Below are 17,073 nucleotides of genomic sequence, written 5' to 3' on the forward strand. Positions count from 1 at the left end.
GCTGGGCCGAAGCCGGGCCGGCTGCCGGAGCGGCCGCATCCGGACCTGCCGCCAGCGGCGCGACGGCCGGAGCAGCAGCACCAGGCGTCGCCACCGAGCCATCGGCATTCAGGCCGGGGGTGGTGGTCTCGTCGCTCTGTGCCGGCAGCTTCACCGTCACCTTGAACAGGTACGGCAGGGCCTTGATGTCAGCCACAGGGCCACCGGCACGGATTTCCTTGTCCTTGTCCGGGGTGCTGGCCTCGATGATCGACAGTTCCGGGTTGGTCATCCAGCCGGACACTTCCAGGTTGCGCATGTACGCCGAAACGCGGGCGTTGGACTGGGTGCGGCCTTCCAGGGTGAGCATGTCGCCGTCCTGGGTCAGGGCGGTCAGCACCACGCCATCGGGAATGGTGCGGACCAGGGCATCGAACAGGTGGACCATCTGCGAACGCTTGGCCTGCAGCTGTTCGATGACGGCCTTGCGCGCCAGCAGGCGGCTCTTCTGCTCGTCGAGGCGCTTGATCTCCTCGTTCTGCTTCTTGACCTTGTCGATCTCGGTCTGCAGATACGCATTGCGCTCCTGCTGGCCGCTGACCTGCATGTCGTAGTAGAACCAGATCAGCAGGGACAGCAGCAGGCCACCGAGCGCGGCCATGCCCAGCATGACGCCGAACTCGCGCTGGCGCTGCTTGCGCCGTTCGGCGCGCCAGGGCAATAGATTGATGCGTGCCATCAGTCGAAGCTCCTCAGTGCCAGACCGGTAGCGATCATCAGCGCGGGGGCATCCTGGGCAAGCGCCTGCGCCTGCACCTTCGGGCCCAGGGTCATCTGTGCCAGCGGGTTGGCGACCACGGTCGGCACGCCCAGCTGCTCTTCGACCATCTCCGGCAGACCGGCCAGCGCGGCGCAACCGCCGGCGAGCACGATGTGGTCGACCCGGTTGAATTCGCTGCCTGCGTAGAAGAACTGCAGCAGGCGGCTGATCTGCTGGACCGTCGCTTCCTTGAAGGGCTCCAGCACTTCCACTTCGTAGCTTTCCGGCAGCCCGCCCTGGCGCTTGGCCAGACCCGCTTCCTCATAGCTCAGGCCGTAGCGGCGCATGATCTCGTCGGTCAGCTGCTTGCCACCGAACACCTGTTCGCGGCTGTACAGGCTACGGCCGCCGCGCAGGACGTTCAGCGTGGTCATGGTGGCGCCGATGTCGACCAGGGCCACCACGCCGTCGTGGGACACCGGCAGCTCGCTGGCCACCAGGGCGAAGGCGTTCTCGACCGCGAAGGCCTCCACGTCCATCACCTTGGCCTGCAGGCCACCCAGCTCCAGCGCCGACTGGCGCAGCTCGACGTTTTCCGAGCGCGAGGCGGCCAGCAGCACCTGGACCATCTCCGGGTTGTTCGGGATCGCCCCGATCACCTCGAAGTCCAGGTTCACTTCCTCGATCGGGTACGGAATGTAGTTGACCGCTTCCAGCTCGATCTGGGCTTCCATGTCGGCTTCGTCGAGGTCGGCCGGCATCGGGATCACCTTGGTGATCACCGCCGAACCGGCCACGGCGGCCGCGGCCAGCTTGGCCTTGCTGCCGGAACGGTTCATCGCCCGGCGGATGGCCTCGCCCACGGCCTCCACTTCGACGATGTTCTTTTCAACCACAGCATTCGGCGGCAACGGTTCCACGGCGTAGTGTTCCACGCGGAAACGGTTGCCGCTGCGGGAAAGCTGCAACAGCTTTACCGCAGTCGAACTGATGTCGACGCCAATGAGCGGCGACTGACTTTTTGGGATGAGCCCCACGGTTTCTCCCCTGCCGACGGGCACTTGGACACAGGATCTGCGTCCGCGCATTAATAACGTATTTTTAGCGAATGGCAACCGCCCTGCTGTGAAATCCCTCACAGGATGAACACGCAGCCCCTGGCAATTCCCCTTGCGTTCCCCGGTACCGGCCCCAGCCGCTACCTTGCGTAATCTATACTCTGCGACCACGAAATTCGCAATCGGAATCTGACACCGATGACTCGTCTCCGCCGCTGGCTGCGCTGGATCTTTGTTGTTGTCCTGGTCCTGGCGCTGGTTGGTGCTGCCGCCGTGGGCGGCCTGTACTACGCCGTATCGTCCAAGCTTCCCGACGTGCAGACCCTGCGCGACGTGGAAATGCAGGAGCCGATGTACGTCTATGCCTCCGACGGCAAGCTGATGGCCGTCTTCGGCGAGACCCGGCGCACCCCCATCACCATGAAGGACGTGCCGGAGAACCTGAAGCGGGCTTTCCTGGCCACCGAGGACGCCCGCTTCTATGAACACGGCGGCGTGGACTACAAGGGCATCGCCCGCGCGGTCTGGCTGCTGGCCACCACCAGCGACCGGCGCGTGCCGGGGGGGTCGACCATCACCCAGCAGGTTGCCCGCCAGTTCTTCCTCAGCTCCGAGTACAGCTACACGCGCAAGCTGGCCGAGATCCTGCTGGCCCGCAAGATCGAGTCCGAGCTGAGCAAGGACGAGATCTTCGAGCTGTACCTGAACAAGAGTTTCTTCGGCAACCGCGCCTACGGTGTGGCCGCTGCGGCCGAGTTCTACTACGGCAAGAAGCTGAACGAGCTGGATCTGGACGAAATGGCCTCGCTGGCCGGCATCCCCAAGTTCCCCTCCTCCGGCAACCCGATCTCCAACCCGGAACGTGCCCGCCAGCGCCGCGACAACTACGTGCTGCAGCGCATGGCCGACCTGCAGTTCGTCACCCAGGCCGAGGCCGATGCGGCCAAGGCCGTGCCGATGCACGCCACCCCGCATGAGCCGCCGGTGGAGGTGTACGCCCCGTACGTGGCCGAGCTGGTGCGCCAGGAAATGATCGCCCGCTTCGGCGGTGACGTGGTCAACAAGGGCTACCACGTCACCACGACGATCGATTCGACTCTGCAGGAATCGGCCAACCTGGCCGTACGTGACGGCCTGCTGCTGTACGACCATCGCCACGGCTGGCACGGCGTGGAAAAGCAGGTGCAGCTGGGCGCCGGTGATGACGCCGCCGCCCTGGCCGAGCACCTGCGCGGCATCGTCGCCCAGGCCGGCCTGCTGCCGGCCATCGTCGCCAGCACCGGCGCCGACGGCAGCGCCACCGTGGTCCTGGCCAACCGCAGCGAGATCGTGCTGCCGGCCGGCGCCGCCAAATGGACCAACAAGACCCCAGGCAAGCTGGTGCAGCGCGGCGACATCGTGCGTGTGCGTGCTGGCGCCAAGGAAGGCGAGTGGCTGCTGGACCAGATCCCGCGCGGCCAGTCCGCCCTGGTCTCGCTGGATGCCAACAGCGGTGCCCTGAAGGCCCTGGTCGGTGGTTTCAGCTTCTCCGGCAACAAGTTCAACCGTGCCACCCAGGCCCGCCGCCAGCCGGGTTCGAGCTTCAAGCCGTTCGTCTACGCGGCCGCCTTCGACAAGGGCTACAACCCCGCCTCGATCGTGCTCGACGCCCCGGTCGTGTTCCGCGACCGCCGCGGCAAGACCTGGGCCCCGCAGAACGACGGCGGCGGCTTCCGCGGCCCGATGCGCCTGCGCGAGGCGCTGGTGCAGTCGCGCAACCTGGTCTCGGTGCGCCTGCTTGACGGCATGGGTGTGGATTACGCGCGCAAGTACATCAGTGAGTTCGGCTTTGCCGAATCGGAACTGCCGCCGAACCTGTCGATGTCGCTGGGTACCGCCTCGCTCACCCCACTGTCGGTGGCCCGTGGCTACGCCGTGTTCGCCAATGGCGGCTCGCGCGTGGACACCTGGCTGATCGATCAGGTGACCGACCGCGACGGCACCGTGGTGTTCAAGGAGAACCCGGCCCTGGCCTGCCGCGAGTGCGCCGGCACCAGCGACCAGCCGGTGAACCAGGTGGTGGACGGCTTCAACTTCGGCGCCCCGGCGCCCAAGCCCGATGCCACCGCCGCCGCGCCGGCCACCGAGACCCCGGCCGCACCGGTCAACCCGGACGCCCGCACCGCCCCGCGCGCGATCGACGCCCGTACGGCTTATCAGCTGGTGTCGATGATGCGCGACGTGGTCCAGCGCGGTACCGGTACCGCCGCCAAGGTGCTCGGCCGCGCCGACCTGGGTGGCAAGACCGGTTCGACCAACGACCACCGCGATGCCTGGTTCTCCGGCTTCGGCGGCCCGTACGTCACCACCGTCTGGGTGGGCCGCGACGACTTCCGCTCGCTGGGCTACCGCGAATACGGTGGCAAGGCCGCCCTGCCGATCTGGATCGACTACATGCGCACCGCCCTGAAGGACGTGCCGCTGGCCGAGAACGAACCGCCGGCCGGCATGGTCCAGGCCACGCTCAACGGCGCGGTGGAGTGGGTGAAGGTGGAAGACATGGACCGCCTGACCGACTACGACCTCAACCTGCAGAACACCCCGCAGGCCGACGCCGCCGCGTTCGATATCTTCTGACGCCGGTACGGGTGGGTGCCAACCGTTGGTTGGCACTCATGCAATCCGCCGGGCATGGCCCGGCGCTACCGGGGGTTGCCAACGCCGATTGGCGCGTTGGCATCTACCCATGCGCCCCCACGCAGATGTCACATCACTGCGCTAACCTGTCTGCAGGTCGCATCAGGAGTCTTTGCATGCATCGGGCACGTCAGCATGCTGCCAGCCAGACCCGCGAGCGGCGCCACCGCCTCGCCCACGAAGCCGCCCGCCTCATGGCCGAAGGCGGCATCCGCGACTACCACCAGGCCAAGTTGAAGGCCGCCAGCCGCCTCGGCATCCACGACGATGCCTCCCTGCCCCGCAACGTCGAGATCGAAGACGCCCTGCGCGAGTACCAGCGCCTGTTCTCCGGCCCGCAGCACGGCAACGAACTGCAGCGCCGCCGCGAAGCCGCACTGCGTGCCCTGGAATTCCTCCACGGCTTTTCACCGCGGCTGGCTGGCCCGGTGCTGGATGGCACCGCAGACGCCAACAGCCCCGTCCAGCTGCACCTGCACAGCGACGACCCGGAAGCCGTGCACCGCTTCCTTGACGAACACGGCATTCCCGCCGAATCGCGCGTACGCCGGCTGCGCCTGGACCGCGAGCGCAGCCTGGACGTCCCGGTGTGGGTGTTCAGTGCGGAGGAACTGACCTTCGACCTGGCCGTGCTGCCCTACGACACCCTGCGCCAGGCACCGCTGTCGCCGGTGGATGAAAAGCCGATGCGGCGGGCATCCATCGCGCAGCTGCGGCAGCTGCTGGCGGAAGCGGAGATCAGCGCCTACATCGGCCCCACCCTGTAGAGCCGAGCCCATGCTCGCCTGCTCTGCCGCATGGCACCGCATGGGTAGCTCCGGGCCATGCCCGGCGAGCGCAGCGGCGTTAGGCCGTGTCGACCAAGGTCGACACCTACAGCGCGTCACATCGCGTAACGCGGGTCCAGCGGCTTATCCATCAACCGCGACAACCACGGCATCGGCTCGCGCTGCGGGTATTCCTCCATCATCCGCTCGTGCAGCACCTGGATGTCACTCAGCATCCAGCCGTGGAAGACCACATCCTGGAACGGGTCGGACCACGAGTTCTGCAACCGGTTCAAGTCGCCTTCCAGCGGCGGCAGCGCACCGTCGGGCAGGTCGAGCATCGGCCGCAGTGCCGCATCCAGTCTGGCCGTCCGCTCCCCCGCCCTGCGCAGCTGCGCCACACTCTCCTTTATATGCCAGCAGATGAAGGGCGCGCACACCCCCGTCGCGCGGATGTAGTCGGAGATGTCCGCCAGCATGTCTGCCTGCAGCTGCTTGGACTCCTCGCCCAGATAGAGCTCGCGCGCGCGCAACGCACGCAGCGTCGCCGCACGCACCTCGTCGGCCGTGGTGTAATCCTGCCCGGGCTTGCCGCCGCCGTGAAGTGCGACGGCCACGCGATGCATCGACTGCTCCCGGATCAACCGCACCTGCACCTTGGCCGCCTCCGGATGCACGCGCAGTACCGGCGGGTTGCTGATCCTCCAGATGATCCAGCAGGAATACACCAGCCCCAGCATCAGCAGCGCGTAGACAAGCGTCCATCCATTGATGCTGCGCACCACATAGTTGTACCGCGCACGCCATACATAGAAGCGCCGGTAGGTCATGAAACGGCTGAACCGTTTGTACATCGCCATCTCCCTTTGAAGTGCCCCGGCGCAACGGGCATCCTTCTGCGCGCCGCGCCGGGGCTGCATGGCTTACCAGCCGATGCCCACGCCCACGCCAACGCTCTGCTCACCGCTGTTGGTGAACGCCCCGTTGAGGCTGAACGTGGCCGAGCCCTTCTCGTTGAGTACGCGCTGGTAGCCCACCGCCATGGCCGACTCGCCCTCGGCATAGCCCACGCCCGCGCCGAGGCGGTTGTAGGTGGCCAGGCCGGCCGTGTTCATGGCCATGGCCGTCTGCGCACTGCTCATCGCCGCCATGCGGTTGAAGCGCTTGTCCATCTTGTCCAGGCGCTGCTCCACGCCCTTGATGGCACCATCGGTGTACTCATTGGCGCGCGCGAGCATCTTCTCGAGCTCGGCGGTGTCCACCTGCGGGGTCGGTGCGGGCGCGTCATCCTTCTTGGACTTGGGCTGCGGCGTGGGCGACGACGACGGCGCACTGCCGCTGTCGGCTACGGCCTTGTCACCCTCGTTGGCCACCGGCGGAGTGGCCGCGGCCGATTCGCTGCTGGTCGGGGTGGGCGTTGGCGTGCCCGCATTGGCCGATGCAGTCGCCATCGCACGGGCCTGCGGCTTACCGTCAACACGCTGCTCCAGCCCGTCCATGCGGCCATTGAGCTGCTGCTGCACCGCATGCAGCTGGCCACCGTTGACGGCCTCGCGGCTGCCGGCGGCAATCAGGCCGTTGGCCACGTTGGAGATGACCATGCCGTTGGCGCCTGCCAGGGTGAGCTGAGCGGCACCATCGCTGCGGGTGGAGGGGCTTTCCTGGAAGACCGAACGCAGGTGGGTTTCCACGCGGTCTACGCGGGAGTCGGTGGTGACTAGGGCCGCGTCTAGGGTGGTGAGGGCGTCGTTTACTGTGGTGTGGTGCTGCCCTTGGAGGTTGAAGCCGGGTGTGATGACATTGCCGTTGGCGTCGATGTTGCCGCCGAAAGCGGACAGTGCGCCGCGCAGCTGGCCGATGGTGGCTGCGTCGTTGCTGCCAGTGCCGCGGGAAATACCCGTCAATCTACGTCGCACGTTGTCATTTCCAAACGACACTGTGTCAGGCTCGGATGCTACCGATCCATAGCCGATGGCAACACCATTTCGCGCTTCAGCCAACACTCGGCTTTCCGCACCCAGCGCCATTCCTCTAACAGCGTTGACAGACGTCCCAACACCCAGCGCAAATCCCGCCTCGGCGTTCTCAGCAACAAACGCTGCTCGACCGATCGAGATTGAATTCTTGCCTTGGGCCGCTGCCCATGCACCCACAGCGACGCCGCCTTCTGAGCGCAACGACGCCTTTGCGTTCTTGCCAATAGCCACCCCGGCTGGGCCTGCTTGAGCTGGATACTGCCAATCCTCAGGCATCCAGCCAAATGCGAAGTTGCTGCCCATCTCTTCAATGGAGTTCAGTCGCAGGTTCGTGCTGTAAAGCTGGCTCCCACGCACCACATCCGAACTATCAGCAGAGAGGCGCGCATCGGCAACACCAGTTAGACGCGCGCCGCCGAAATCGATGGGGTTTCCATCTCCGGTCTTAGTCAGCAGATTCTTTTGCTCCGAACTCCAATCGCGCTGTATCGCGTCTAGGTCGCGTCGATTACGCTCGATCTTCTGCTCCGTGGCATACAGCTGATCACCGGTCACCGCATCACGGCTACCTGCGGCAATACGACCATCAGCCAGGTTCGACAAAACCATGCCCTGCGCGCCAGCCAAGTTCAGCTGAGCGATCCCATCCACCAGAGGTGATGGTGACTGCTGGAACATGGCACGCAACTGGCTTTCGACGCTCTCAGCGCGGCCGCTGGTTCTGATCACTGCCACATCTAGTGCCGCCAAAGCGTCGCCGACATTGTCCTGAGTTCCGCCTTGAACGTTGTAGGTGGGGCCGATGATCGTTCCGCCTGCATCCAAGTGCGCGCGCCCCCCTAGGCCCTGCAGAGTCTCTTTGAGCTGAGCAATAGTTGACGCATCCTCATCTCCGAGACCTCGAGCTACATTTACTAATCGGCGGCGATACAGATTCGTGCCGAATGAAACAGTGTCTGCATCCTTTGCTATTGAGCCGGCCCCGACAGCAACGGCCCTGTCTGCACCGATTTCAGCGCGACTATTCGCGCCAACTACTGTCGTCTCGATGCCCGCTGCACGCGAACCGGTGCCAAGTGCAAAAGAACTCTCGGCTCCCTTCTCTACAAGCGCGCCTCTTCCAAGAGCGACAGAGTTCTTGCCGTTCGCGATGGCAAAAGCACCTATCGCCGTCCCGCCTTCATTATCAATACCAGCCTGAGCGGAATCACCAATGGCCACGCTGAACGCCCCCGATCTGGCTGCATCACTCAGTCCGTCCGTTCCGATACTCAGGAAACGCCCGGCGCTCTCAAGCGTTTTGACACGTTCGTTGGTTGCAAACAACTGCCCACCATTAACAGCTTCAGTGCTGCCTGCCGAGCTGATATCACCCGCCGAAACGCCCGATACACGCGCACCGTCCATATCCACAAGACGACGATCAGCACTGAACTTCACCACGCCATCCAGATCCGGATCGAAGTTGTCCACGTCCGAGCGCAGCTGGTCGATATCAGTCCGGTTGGTCGACACGCGCTGGTCCTGCGCTGCCAGGGACTGGGTGTGCGTCGCCAGTTGCTGGCCGTGCAGCACCAGCGACTGGCCTTGGGTGGAGACGGCCTGATTGGTGGCATGAAGCTGCTGCCCGGTCACCACATCGGTGCTGGTGCTGCTCACCACGCCGTTGGCAACGTTGTTCACCCGGCGCTTGGCGCCATCCTTGTTGGCCACATCCACCACCGTGCCCGTGTTCTCGGCCCCCAAACGCACATTGCCCGTGGCAGAGGCTTGGCTTACCAGATCGCCAAGCGCGTTGGCCTTGCCCAGCGCAGTGTCGGCGGTGGTCTTCGCGCCCGCTGCCGCCGTTTGTGCAGCCGTGGCGGTGTTCTGCGCCGTGGTCACCTTGGTGTTGGTGGCGGTGAGCTGCCTACCGGTGACGGCATCGGTGCTGGTGCTGCTCAGAGTGCCATCACTCAAGCCGGTGACCTTACGGCCGGCATCGCTCTTGTTGCGCACATCCAGCACGGTCCCGGTGTTGTCACCACCGAGGCGCACATTGCCCGTGGCCGAGGCCTGGCTGACCAGGCCGCCCAGCGCAGTGGCCTTGCCCAGCGCGGTGTCGGCACTGGTCTTGGCGCTGTTGGCCGAACTCTGGGCCGCATCCGCCGCCGTCTGCGCCTTGGTCACGTTGGCATTGGTGGCGAACAACTGCTGGCCGGTCACCGCATCGGTGCTGGTGGCACTCAGCGCGCCGTTGCGAATTCCATTGAGGTAGCGGGTGGCATTGCTTTTGTTGGCAAAGCTGACCGTAGTACCGGTGTTGTCACCGCCCACCCGCACGGTGCCACTGGCCGAGGCCTGACTCAGTAGCCCGCCCAGCGCCGTCGCCTTGCCCAGCGCGCTGTCGGCGGTGGTCCTGGCACCGGTCGCCGCTGTCTGTGCAGCGGTGGCGGTGTTCTGCGCCGTGGTGACATTGGCGTTGGTGGCCGTGAGCTGCTTGCCGGTGACTGCCTCGGTGCTGGTGGTGTTCAACGTTGCATCGGCCAGGCCGCTGATGCGGCGGTTGGCATTGGCCTTGTTGCGCACATCCAGCACGGTGCCGGTGTTCTCGCCCCCCAGGCGTACATTGCCAGAAGCCGAGGCCTGGCTGACCAGGCCAGCCAGGCCATTGGCCTTGGACAGCGCGCTGTCGGCGGTGGTCTTGATGCTGTTGGCCGCGCTCTGGGCCGCATCGGCCGCGCTCTGCGCCTTGGTCACGTTGGCGTTGGTGGCAAACAGCTGCTGGCCCGTCACCGCATCGGTACTGGTGGTGCTCAGCGCGCCGTTGCGAATGCCGTTGAGGTAGCGGGTGGCGTTGTTCTTGTTGGCAAAGCTGACCGTGGTACCGGTGTTGTCACCGCCCACGCGCACGGTGCCACTGGCCGATGCCTGGGTCACCACCCGTGAATTGGCCAGTGCCTGGTCGGCCGTGGTCTTGGCTGTTGTCGCGGTGGCTTTGGCGGCATTGATGTCATTCTTTGCCACCTGCAACTGGCGGCCATTCACCGCATCCGTACTGCTGCTGCTGATGGTGCCGTCGGCAACATTGACGATCCGCCGTTTCGTAGAACCGTTGCCTACCGATACGGTGTCGGCCTCGGTGGCCTGCGACCCGCGCCCGAGTGCGACGGAGTTGGCCGCGCTTGAATGCGCCTTGTACCCCAGGGCAATGCTGTCGTGGGACGCAGACGCTTCGCCACCGAGTGCAACGGCCCCCGTCCAGCCCTGCGTGCCCGCACGCGAGTCGGCACCGATGGCGATACCGGAAACGCCCGCCCCGGTAATGACCGTCGCCTTGCTGCCCAGCGCGACCGCGTTGCCGCCATAGGCGTTCGCATCATTGCCAATCGCCGTTGCACCGATTCCCGTGGCGTTGGCAAAAGCACCTACGGCGGTGGCATATCCGCCCGCTACACCGGCGCCATAGCCGAAGGCAGAGTTGCGATCACCATAGGAGATGATGTTGTTACCAAACGCAGTCGCATAGTCGCCTTCGAACGTGATGGCATTGCCGGTCAACAGCACGAAACGCCCATTCCCACTGATCCACTGATAGTCATGCACCCATGCCCAGGTCGGCACGCATCCTTGGCTGGCGGTGTAGCACGAGAAAAGATTGCGCTCCGCATGGGCGGTGCCGGCCGCACCGAACAACATGACCAGCGCCGCTGCCGTACTGCGACGAAGGGAGCGTGTGGAAGCCCCTGGCTTACGCTTTGTGGACGCGAGCTCACTGGTGACCACCCAGCACTGCCGGGCAGTGGACCAAAGACGGCGGTAAATCCTGTTCATGAAAACTCCTTAACAAGGGAAACGAAGAAGTGTCATCGCGGAGGCACTGCGCCACGACGGCCTGTGGGGGTCAGGGCGCCAGCGTCTGTACGTGCTCGCGGTAGCCATCGCGGGTCAGTCGGTAGCGCAGCTGCAGCGTGTGGCCGGGCGTGGTGGCGAAGGGCAGTTCCAGCGCGCTGCCTGGATACAGGCTGCGCGAGACGTCATGCGCGGTGCAGCGCGGCCCATCGCAGTCGGCGATGCTGGTGATGCCGACGCGCACGGTGCCGGTATTGCGCAGGCGGTTCCCGTCCACCTGCAGCCGCATCGTGGCCTCGGCCGGCAGCACGTTGACCAGGGCGCCCCACACGAGGCTGACGCCGACGTTGGCCTGGGCACGGTCGCCCTCGGCGCCACGTTCCGCGCTATCGGGGCCGCGGACGCCCTCGAAGTACACGCGATAGGCGGTTTCCTTTTCGACCGGCTGCAGCGGAATCACCCTGATCAGGCGATTGCCACCACCGGCCAGTGCGAACTTGCCTGGCGTTACCGCAATGGCGGCATCGCCCGGCTCCACCTCCACTTCCCGCTCGTTTTCCCCGGCGGGATCGACGATGCGCTTGATCGATACCTGCACGTACTGGGGCTGGGTGGATTGAGAGTAGATGCGGATCTGCGCGCCCTTCTTCGCGTCCACCGAGGTGCGCATGGGGTGCACGGTGAGATTGGCGTGGGCCTGCGCCGCCAACAGCAAGGTCAGCGGAAATAGATAGCGAACGAAGCACTTCATCGGGGACTCCATGTAAGTCAGGGCGTGGCCGTGGGAACGCGCAGTTCCACCTTGAGATCGCCGCTGTAGTGGCCAGGGCGCTTGGTGCTGACCGACACGCGGGGGGTATCCAGCGTGATCGGCGTGGGCACGCAGAACACCGGTTGCGTCATGCCTGGCAACATCACCAGGCGCAGCTTTGCGGTATCGATGCCGTGCAGCAGCTGCTCCACGCCATTACGCAGGGGGATGGCGGTGCCGCTGTGGTCCAGGGTGACCGTGTAGTCCACGCGCTGGGTGGCATCACTGCCACCATCGGTGTGCCAGACCGAGTAACCGGACGGTCCCGGCAGTCTTGCGCCACTGTCGTGCACGGTGATGCCCAGGTACTGGCTCTGTGACCCCAGCCCGTCGTACAGGCACATGTCCACCTTGGTGCTGCCGCTGACGGTCTGTGCGATCGGGTCGTACTGCAGGTTCAGGCCGACATGCGGTGTGACCTGGTCGAAGAGCGGGAAGTAGATGGAGACCGCGTTGTGGTCGGTGATGGTGAAGTCGAACGTGACCGTGTTGGTCAGCATTGCCGCTTGTGCGGGATCTACTCTGACATCGAGTTTGAGCTCGCCGCGCCACCGCCCAGCAACTAAGTTCCGGAGTTCTGATTGTGGAAGCACAAGCGCTACACCGGTACCCAGTGGCGTATCAATGCTGCACTGGTCCCAAGCCGCCGAATTAAGCGGATATACGTGTGGGGTCCAAAAATCTCCAGAACATGCACGGCCCGAGACGATCCGCCTCAGCCACCCCTTCAATCTCACATCCGTGGGAAGGCCGGATCGCTGCTCGACCATACGAAGCACGATCTCCGACGGTCTGAACGACAAATTCTCATCGCCGGACGTACTGCAACTACCCTGTGAAGGGTCGACGCTGGATCGGCAGGTAAGGTGAATTTGACCAAGCTTGCGAGTTACATCACGACTGAAGCCCAGAACAGTTCTATCTGGCCAAATCTCCAGATCACCGGGCATGGATGATCGATCCCATTCGAGGGTGACCTTCTGAACTATTGGGGTGGGGTCTGTCTCCGGCGGCTGCTGCGCCATCGCCTGCGGCGCAAGCACGGCCAGAACGCACACAACCATCCCCCAGCGACCGCAGCGCTTCACTTCCCACCTCCCGCGGCCGCGGTCTGCGGCGTCGCCGCAATCAACGCCTGCTCCTGCAGCAGTCGCGTCACCCGTGCCTGATGGCGGATGTCAGCCGGCAACTGCGCCACGGCCAGCGGTTCGCACCGCACCGCGCCTACCAGCATCACGACGCTGCGGCGCTCGCGCACCTGCAGGGGGCAGTGCAACAGGCGGTCGCCCTGCAGCAGGTACAGGGTCTTTTCGCGTCGCGGGAAGTCGGCCACGAAGCCTCCATTGCTGCCGGTGCCCGGCACCGGTGCGTTGAGAATCCGGGCCCCGCGTAGCGGTGCACCGGCGATATCACGCGCGTTGCCGATGAAGGTGTAGGTCACCTCGATCGGCACCGGCATGCGTACCAGGCGGCCTGGCGAGAGGAACAGCGGGCGCGCACCGCCTACACCGGTCACGCGCACCGCCGCAATGCTGTCCAGAGCGCTGGCGTCCTGCACCTCGGCGCGGTGCGGCTGGTAGGCAGAAATCGGCAGCAGGCGGCGTTCGCCCAGCCGCAGGCGCTGCCGGCGCAGGCCGCCTACCTGCAGTTCAGCGGCCACCCCGGTCAGGTCCAGGTCGTCGGTGCCATCGACCTGCACCGCCAGCCCGGCATCAGCACCGATGCCCGCGCCCCAATACAGCCCCCGCGTGCCGAATGCGAGGCCCGAGTTGTGCGTGGCGCTATACGCCATTTCCCCGCCGCTGCGGTCCTGGTAGCGCGACAGCGTGACGCCGGTCTGGCCACTGCGGTTCTGCAGTTGGCCGCTCACCGTCGCGCTGTAGCGTTCGTTGTTGTTGCCACGCAGTTCGGCCGCAACCTCGCGGTACTGGTCCTCGTACTCCTGGCGCAGGGTCTGCCCAGCGCTGTAGTTGATCTCCGGCCGCGCGTGCTGGGGCTGGCGCACGTCCACACCGTAGCGCCGCTGCGAGGTGCCGCGGTCGCCGCGCTGCAGACGGTTGAGGCTGACGTTGAAATAGATGCCGCGGTCGCGCCCATCGCGCAGGCCGCCACCGCTGGTCTGCTGCCACACGCCGATGCGGCTGGAAAGACTGAACTCGCCCCAGCGCTGGCTGCGGCTGTAGCTGGCCTGCCAGGTGCGGCTGAGCTGGGGCACGCGTGTGGGCAGTGGAATCCACGGCGGCAACAGCGGGTCGAGCCCGGCCAGCGGATCCTCCCCCAGCCCCGGCTGCACGGTGCCTGCGCGCCAGGTCTGGCGGCGCGTATAGGCCACGTAGGCATTGCCGCCGGCCACCGGCAGCGCCATCGAGGCGCTGAGCGAGTCGGCGCAGCCAAGCCGGTCGCGCGCATCGTCCTCGAACTGGCAGGCACGGCCGCGCATGCGCTGGTGGTACACATTCCACGAGGCGCGGCGGCGGTAGGACAGCTGGTGCTGCTGGCCGCGGCTGCCATCGCTGCCGTGCATGCCGCTGAAGGTGGCGCGCACGTCCTGGGTGGCAAATACGTGGCGCAGATCCACCCGCAATTCGCCATAGCTGAAACCACCCAGGTCGGCGAGGCCAGCGGTTACCGCCACGTTGCGCGACACCGGCACGCGCACGCCACCCATCGCCGCCCGCTCGTCATCGAAGCGGTCGCTGCGGCGCTCGTTGCGGCGCCCGCCCTGCAGGAACCACTGCACACTGCTGTCGGTCCAGTCGCCGCCCTTGTCGAACGGCGCGTCCTCGCTGCGCACCAGCACGCCGTCTTCATAGATGCGCAGGGTGATGGTGTAGTTGCCCAGCGGAAACCGGCGCGTGTCGAGCTGGTTGACGCCGGCCTGCAGGTAGAAGGTCTGCAGCAGGCGTTCGCCATCAAAGGCATCCACCCGCGCATCGCGCGCCAGCAGCACGGTGAGCGGCGTGGCCTGCACGGCGGCAGCGGAATCCACGTAAGCCTGCGTGGTGCCCAGGCGCAGGCCTTGGAAGCGATCCATCGGCAGCATGCTGAAGCTGAAGGTGCCGCCCTGCGGGCTGCTCAGGTTACGGCGGTCCATGCGCCCGGCCTGCAGGTAGTGCTGCTGCCCCAGGTCATGGCGGTAGTAGGCGTTGTCCAGCTGGAACGCGCGGTGCGCGCGGCCGGCCTGGTAACGCTGCTGGCTGAAGGTCCAGTCGGCGGCCAGGTGCCCGCGCTGTAATACGCCCAGGGCCCCCATGCCCTGCGCGGCCAGCGACTGGTAGCCACGGCCACCGCTGACATTGAGGGTGTGCTGGTGCAGGAAGGCATTCTCGGCATTGGCGTCGACCTGGTGGTAACGCTCGACGGCCGTCTCGCCGGCGATCCATTGGCGGGCGATGAACAGGCGCACCGCGCCCTCGCCCTCGTCATACAGCGCGCGCACGGCAGTAGGCTCCTCGGGGGGATCGATGTAACCGCAGCCGGCGCTGGCGCCACCGTAGCGGCAGGCCAGGTGGCTGTTGCGCGGCAACGGCTGTGACAACGCAGGCAGCAGCGCCGCCTGCGCTTCGGCTGACAGTTGCAGCGCCTGCAGCGCTTCAGCCGGGGCTTCCAGCTGCACGTGTTCCAGAGTCACGCGCACCGGCACCAGCCCGGTGGAACGACCGAACAGGCGTACCTCGAGTTGTTCGGTCTGGCCTTCGACCAGATCCTCGAAACCGGCGGGAACGCCGCGCGCTGCGACCAGGGGCGTGGCCAACGACAGGGCGAGCGCGACCGCCAGCCGGGTGACGGCGGGTGCGGGAGCTTTCATGGCGGTGTGACCGGAAGCGGCCGGCCCGGCAAGCGGGCCGGCGCGGGCGCCTTACGGGCTGGTGGTCTTCTGCTGCATGGCGATGGTGACGATGCCCTCGTAGGTGCCGCCCTTGGCGATCGGCGCCTGGTTGGTCTGCGCGATGCGCAGCGGCATCGGGATCGATGCGCCCTCCAGTGCGCCGTCGAACAGGTCGGACGCGGCGAAGTCCTGCGCGGCCACGGTCAGCGCCTTGCCGTTGAGGCTGACGGTCAGCGGCACCGGGGCGCCACTGCCATCGGTGTTGAGCAGCTGCGGTGCGCTGCCGACACGCACTTCGATGTCCTTGTCCTCATCGTTGGAGTAGATGCGCACCTGCTGCGACCACGGCACCAGGCCGCTGACCGGGTTGTGCACCATGTTGACGACCGAATCCAGTGCGGTGCCATCGGCCTTGAGCAGGGCCAGGGTTGGATCGACAGTGGCCCATACTTTGATGTCTGCATCGAGTGCATGGGCGGACAGGGATGCGGTGACCAGCGCTGCAGCCAGCGCGGCCTTCTTCAGAATCGTGTGCATGACGTCTCTCTCGGACATGGAGGTGGGGCTTCCAGCGGAAGCGTCGCCGCCATAGGAAAGTGGCGACGGGGATAATGCTAGAAACCCTACCCGCCCGAGACTATTCAACGATTCCTATTTTTCGAATGTTCGATCTGGATTGTTGAACCGAGTCAAGAATTCGAACAAATGCAAGCTCTTGCAATGCGAGATGCAACTTTCCTCATTGCAGACTTCGGACAACAGTAGAGCCACGCCGTGCGTGGATGCTCTGGACACACGCGCATCCCATGCCAACCCAGGTTGGCATCCACCAGCGCCACAAACACATCAGGCCGCCTTTCGGCGGCCTGACATGTGGACATCAGCAGCGTGGATCCGTCAGAAGAAAATCGCGTACAGAATCAACAACGGAATCGGCACGCCCAGCAGCCAGAGCAGAATCATTTTCATGTCAGGTCTCCTTGTTCAGAGGTCACGGCGGCGGCCGCCCCAGGTGGCGCTGAGGCTGGCAAAGAACGCGCCGATCAGCAGAGTGATGAACAGCCACAACGCGGCATAAGCCGTGGCCTTACGGGCATCGTCAGCCGCCTGCTTGGCGGTGTTCTTCGCCTTTTCCAGCGCTGCACGCATACGGGTCTGCACATCGTTCACACGGGCCTGCGCTTCGGTCGGGCTCATGCCGGTTTCGCGCGCGATCAGCTGCGACAGGTACTGGGTGTCGGCGGCATCAAGCCCGTCGCCCTGCAGACTGTTGACGATGATGCGGTTCACCTCGGCACGCACTTCGCGCCGGTCATCCATCGGGCCATGGCCCGGCATCGGGCGCGGCGGCGGCCCCATGCGCGCATCACGCGGGCCGGCGCTGGC

10 protein-coding genes and 1 pseudogene are annotated in these 17,073 nt (G+C 65.6%); 2 read left to right on the forward strand and 9 right to left on the reverse strand.

The annotated features are described in order from the left end of the window. The coding region (locus DCO49_RS15445) for a PilN domain-containing protein (RefSeq protein ID WP_116864784.1) at positions 1 to 718 on the reverse strand (718 nt) is incomplete at its 3' end. Continuing rightward, positions 718 to 1,776, reverse strand: a complete 1,059-nt coding sequence (locus DCO49_RS15450; protein ID WP_079223036.1) for a pilus assembly protein PilM — start codon at positions 1,774 to 1,776, stop codon at positions 718 to 720. The genes DCO49_RS15445 and DCO49_RS15450, both read right to left, overlap by 1 nt. 219 nt (positions 1,777 to 1,995) lie before the next feature. Between DCO49_RS15450 and DCO49_RS15455 the strand changes: the two genes are divergently transcribed. Further along, complete coding sequence (locus DCO49_RS15455; protein WP_116864785.1) at positions 1,996 to 4,413, forward strand: penicillin-binding protein 1A; 2,418 nt, start codon at positions 1,996 to 1,998, stop codon at positions 4,411 to 4,413. A gap of 176 nt (positions 4,414 to 4,589) precedes the next feature. Next, complete coding sequence (locus DCO49_RS15460) at positions 4,590 to 5,240, forward strand: hypothetical protein (RefSeq protein ID WP_116864786.1); 651 nt, start codon at positions 4,590 to 4,592, stop codon at positions 5,238 to 5,240. A 116-nt stretch (positions 5,241 to 5,356) separates the two neighbouring features. Here the strand turns inward: DCO49_RS15460 and DCO49_RS15465 are convergent, their stop codons facing one another. From DCO49_RS15465 to DCO49_RS15495, 7 genes and pseudogenes are all read right to left on the reverse strand, one after another. Then, on the reverse strand, positions 5,357 to 6,160 hold the full coding sequence (locus tag DCO49_RS15465) for a hypothetical protein (RefSeq protein ID WP_133249441.1): 804 nt from the start codon (positions 6,158 to 6,160) through the stop codon (positions 5,357 to 5,359). A gap of 3 nt (positions 6,161 to 6,163) precedes the next feature. After that, positions 6,164 to 11,029 carry an ESPR-type extended signal peptide-containing protein gene (locus tag DCO49_RS15470; RefSeq protein WP_116864788.1) on the reverse strand — a complete coding sequence of 1,622 codons (4,866 nt, stop codon included), beginning with the start codon at positions 11,027 to 11,029 and terminating at the stop codon, positions 6,164 to 6,166. Positions 11,030 to 11,099: 70 nt separating this feature from the next. Further along, positions 11,100 to 11,798, reverse strand: a complete 699-nt coding sequence (locus DCO49_RS15475; protein WP_116864789.1) for a pilus assembly protein — start codon at positions 11,796 to 11,798, stop codon at positions 11,100 to 11,102. A gap of 17 nt (positions 11,799 to 11,815) precedes the next feature. After that, positions 11,816 to 12,922, reverse strand: a complete 1,107-nt coding sequence (locus DCO49_RS20570; protein ID WP_116864790.1) for a CfaE/CblD family pilus tip adhesin — start codon at positions 12,920 to 12,922, stop codon at positions 11,816 to 11,818. 20 nt (positions 12,923 to 12,942) lie between these two features. Further along, positions 12,943 to 15,666 carry a TcfC E-set like domain-containing protein gene (locus DCO49_RS15485; RefSeq protein WP_116864791.1) on the reverse strand — a complete coding sequence of 908 codons (2,724 nt, stop codon included), beginning with the start codon at positions 15,664 to 15,666 and terminating at the stop codon, positions 12,943 to 12,945. A 51-nt stretch (positions 15,667 to 15,717) separates the two neighbouring features. After that, the gene (locus DCO49_RS15490; protein WP_116864792.1) at positions 15,718 to 16,224 is read right to left on the reverse strand and encodes a CS1 type fimbrial major subunit; all 507 of its coding nucleotides are present in this window, start codon (positions 16,222 to 16,224) and stop codon (positions 15,718 to 15,720) included. Positions 16,225 to 16,671: 447 nt separating this feature from the next. Continuing rightward, positions 16,672 to 17,073: pseudogene (locus DCO49_RS15495) on the reverse strand (hypothetical protein); the annotation flags it as partial.

The sequence above is a fragment of the Stenotrophomonas sp. SPM genome (genome assembly GCF_003105135.1).
Lineage (GTDB): Bacteria > Pseudomonadota > Gammaproteobacteria > Xanthomonadales > Xanthomonadaceae > Stenotrophomonas.

Excerpts from the sequence above, each read along its gene's own strand:
- DCO49_RS15455 (WP_116864785.1), top strand. The coding sequence starts at position 1,996 with ATGACTCGTCTCCGCCGCTGGCTGCGCTGGATCTTTGTTGTTGTCCTG.
- DCO49_RS15460 (WP_116864786.1), top strand. The coding sequence starts at position 4,590 with ATGCATCGGGCACGTCAGCATGCTGCCAGCCAGACCCGCGAGCGGCGC.
- DCO49_RS15465 (WP_133249441.1), bottom strand. The coding sequence starts at position 6,160 with ATGCAGCCCCGGCGCGGCGCGCAGAAGGATGCCCGTTGCGCCGGGGCA.
- DCO49_RS15470 (WP_116864788.1), bottom strand. The coding sequence starts at position 11,029 with ATGAACAGGATTTACCGCCGTCTTTGGTCCACTGCCCGGCAGTGCTGG.
- DCO49_RS15475 (WP_116864789.1), bottom strand. The coding sequence starts at position 11,798 with ATGAAGTGCTTCGTTCGCTATCTATTTCCGCTGACCTTGCTGTTGGCG.
- DCO49_RS20570 (WP_116864790.1), bottom strand. The coding sequence starts at position 12,922 with ATGGTTGTGTGCGTTCTGGCCGTGCTTGCGCCGCAGGCGATGGCGCAG.
- DCO49_RS15485 (WP_116864791.1), bottom strand. The coding sequence starts at position 15,666 with ATGAAAGCTCCCGCACCCGCCGTCACCCGGCTGGCGGTCGCGCTCGCC.
- DCO49_RS15490 (WP_116864792.1), bottom strand. The coding sequence starts at position 16,224 with ATGCACACGATTCTGAAGAAGGCCGCGCTGGCTGCAGCGCTGGTCACC.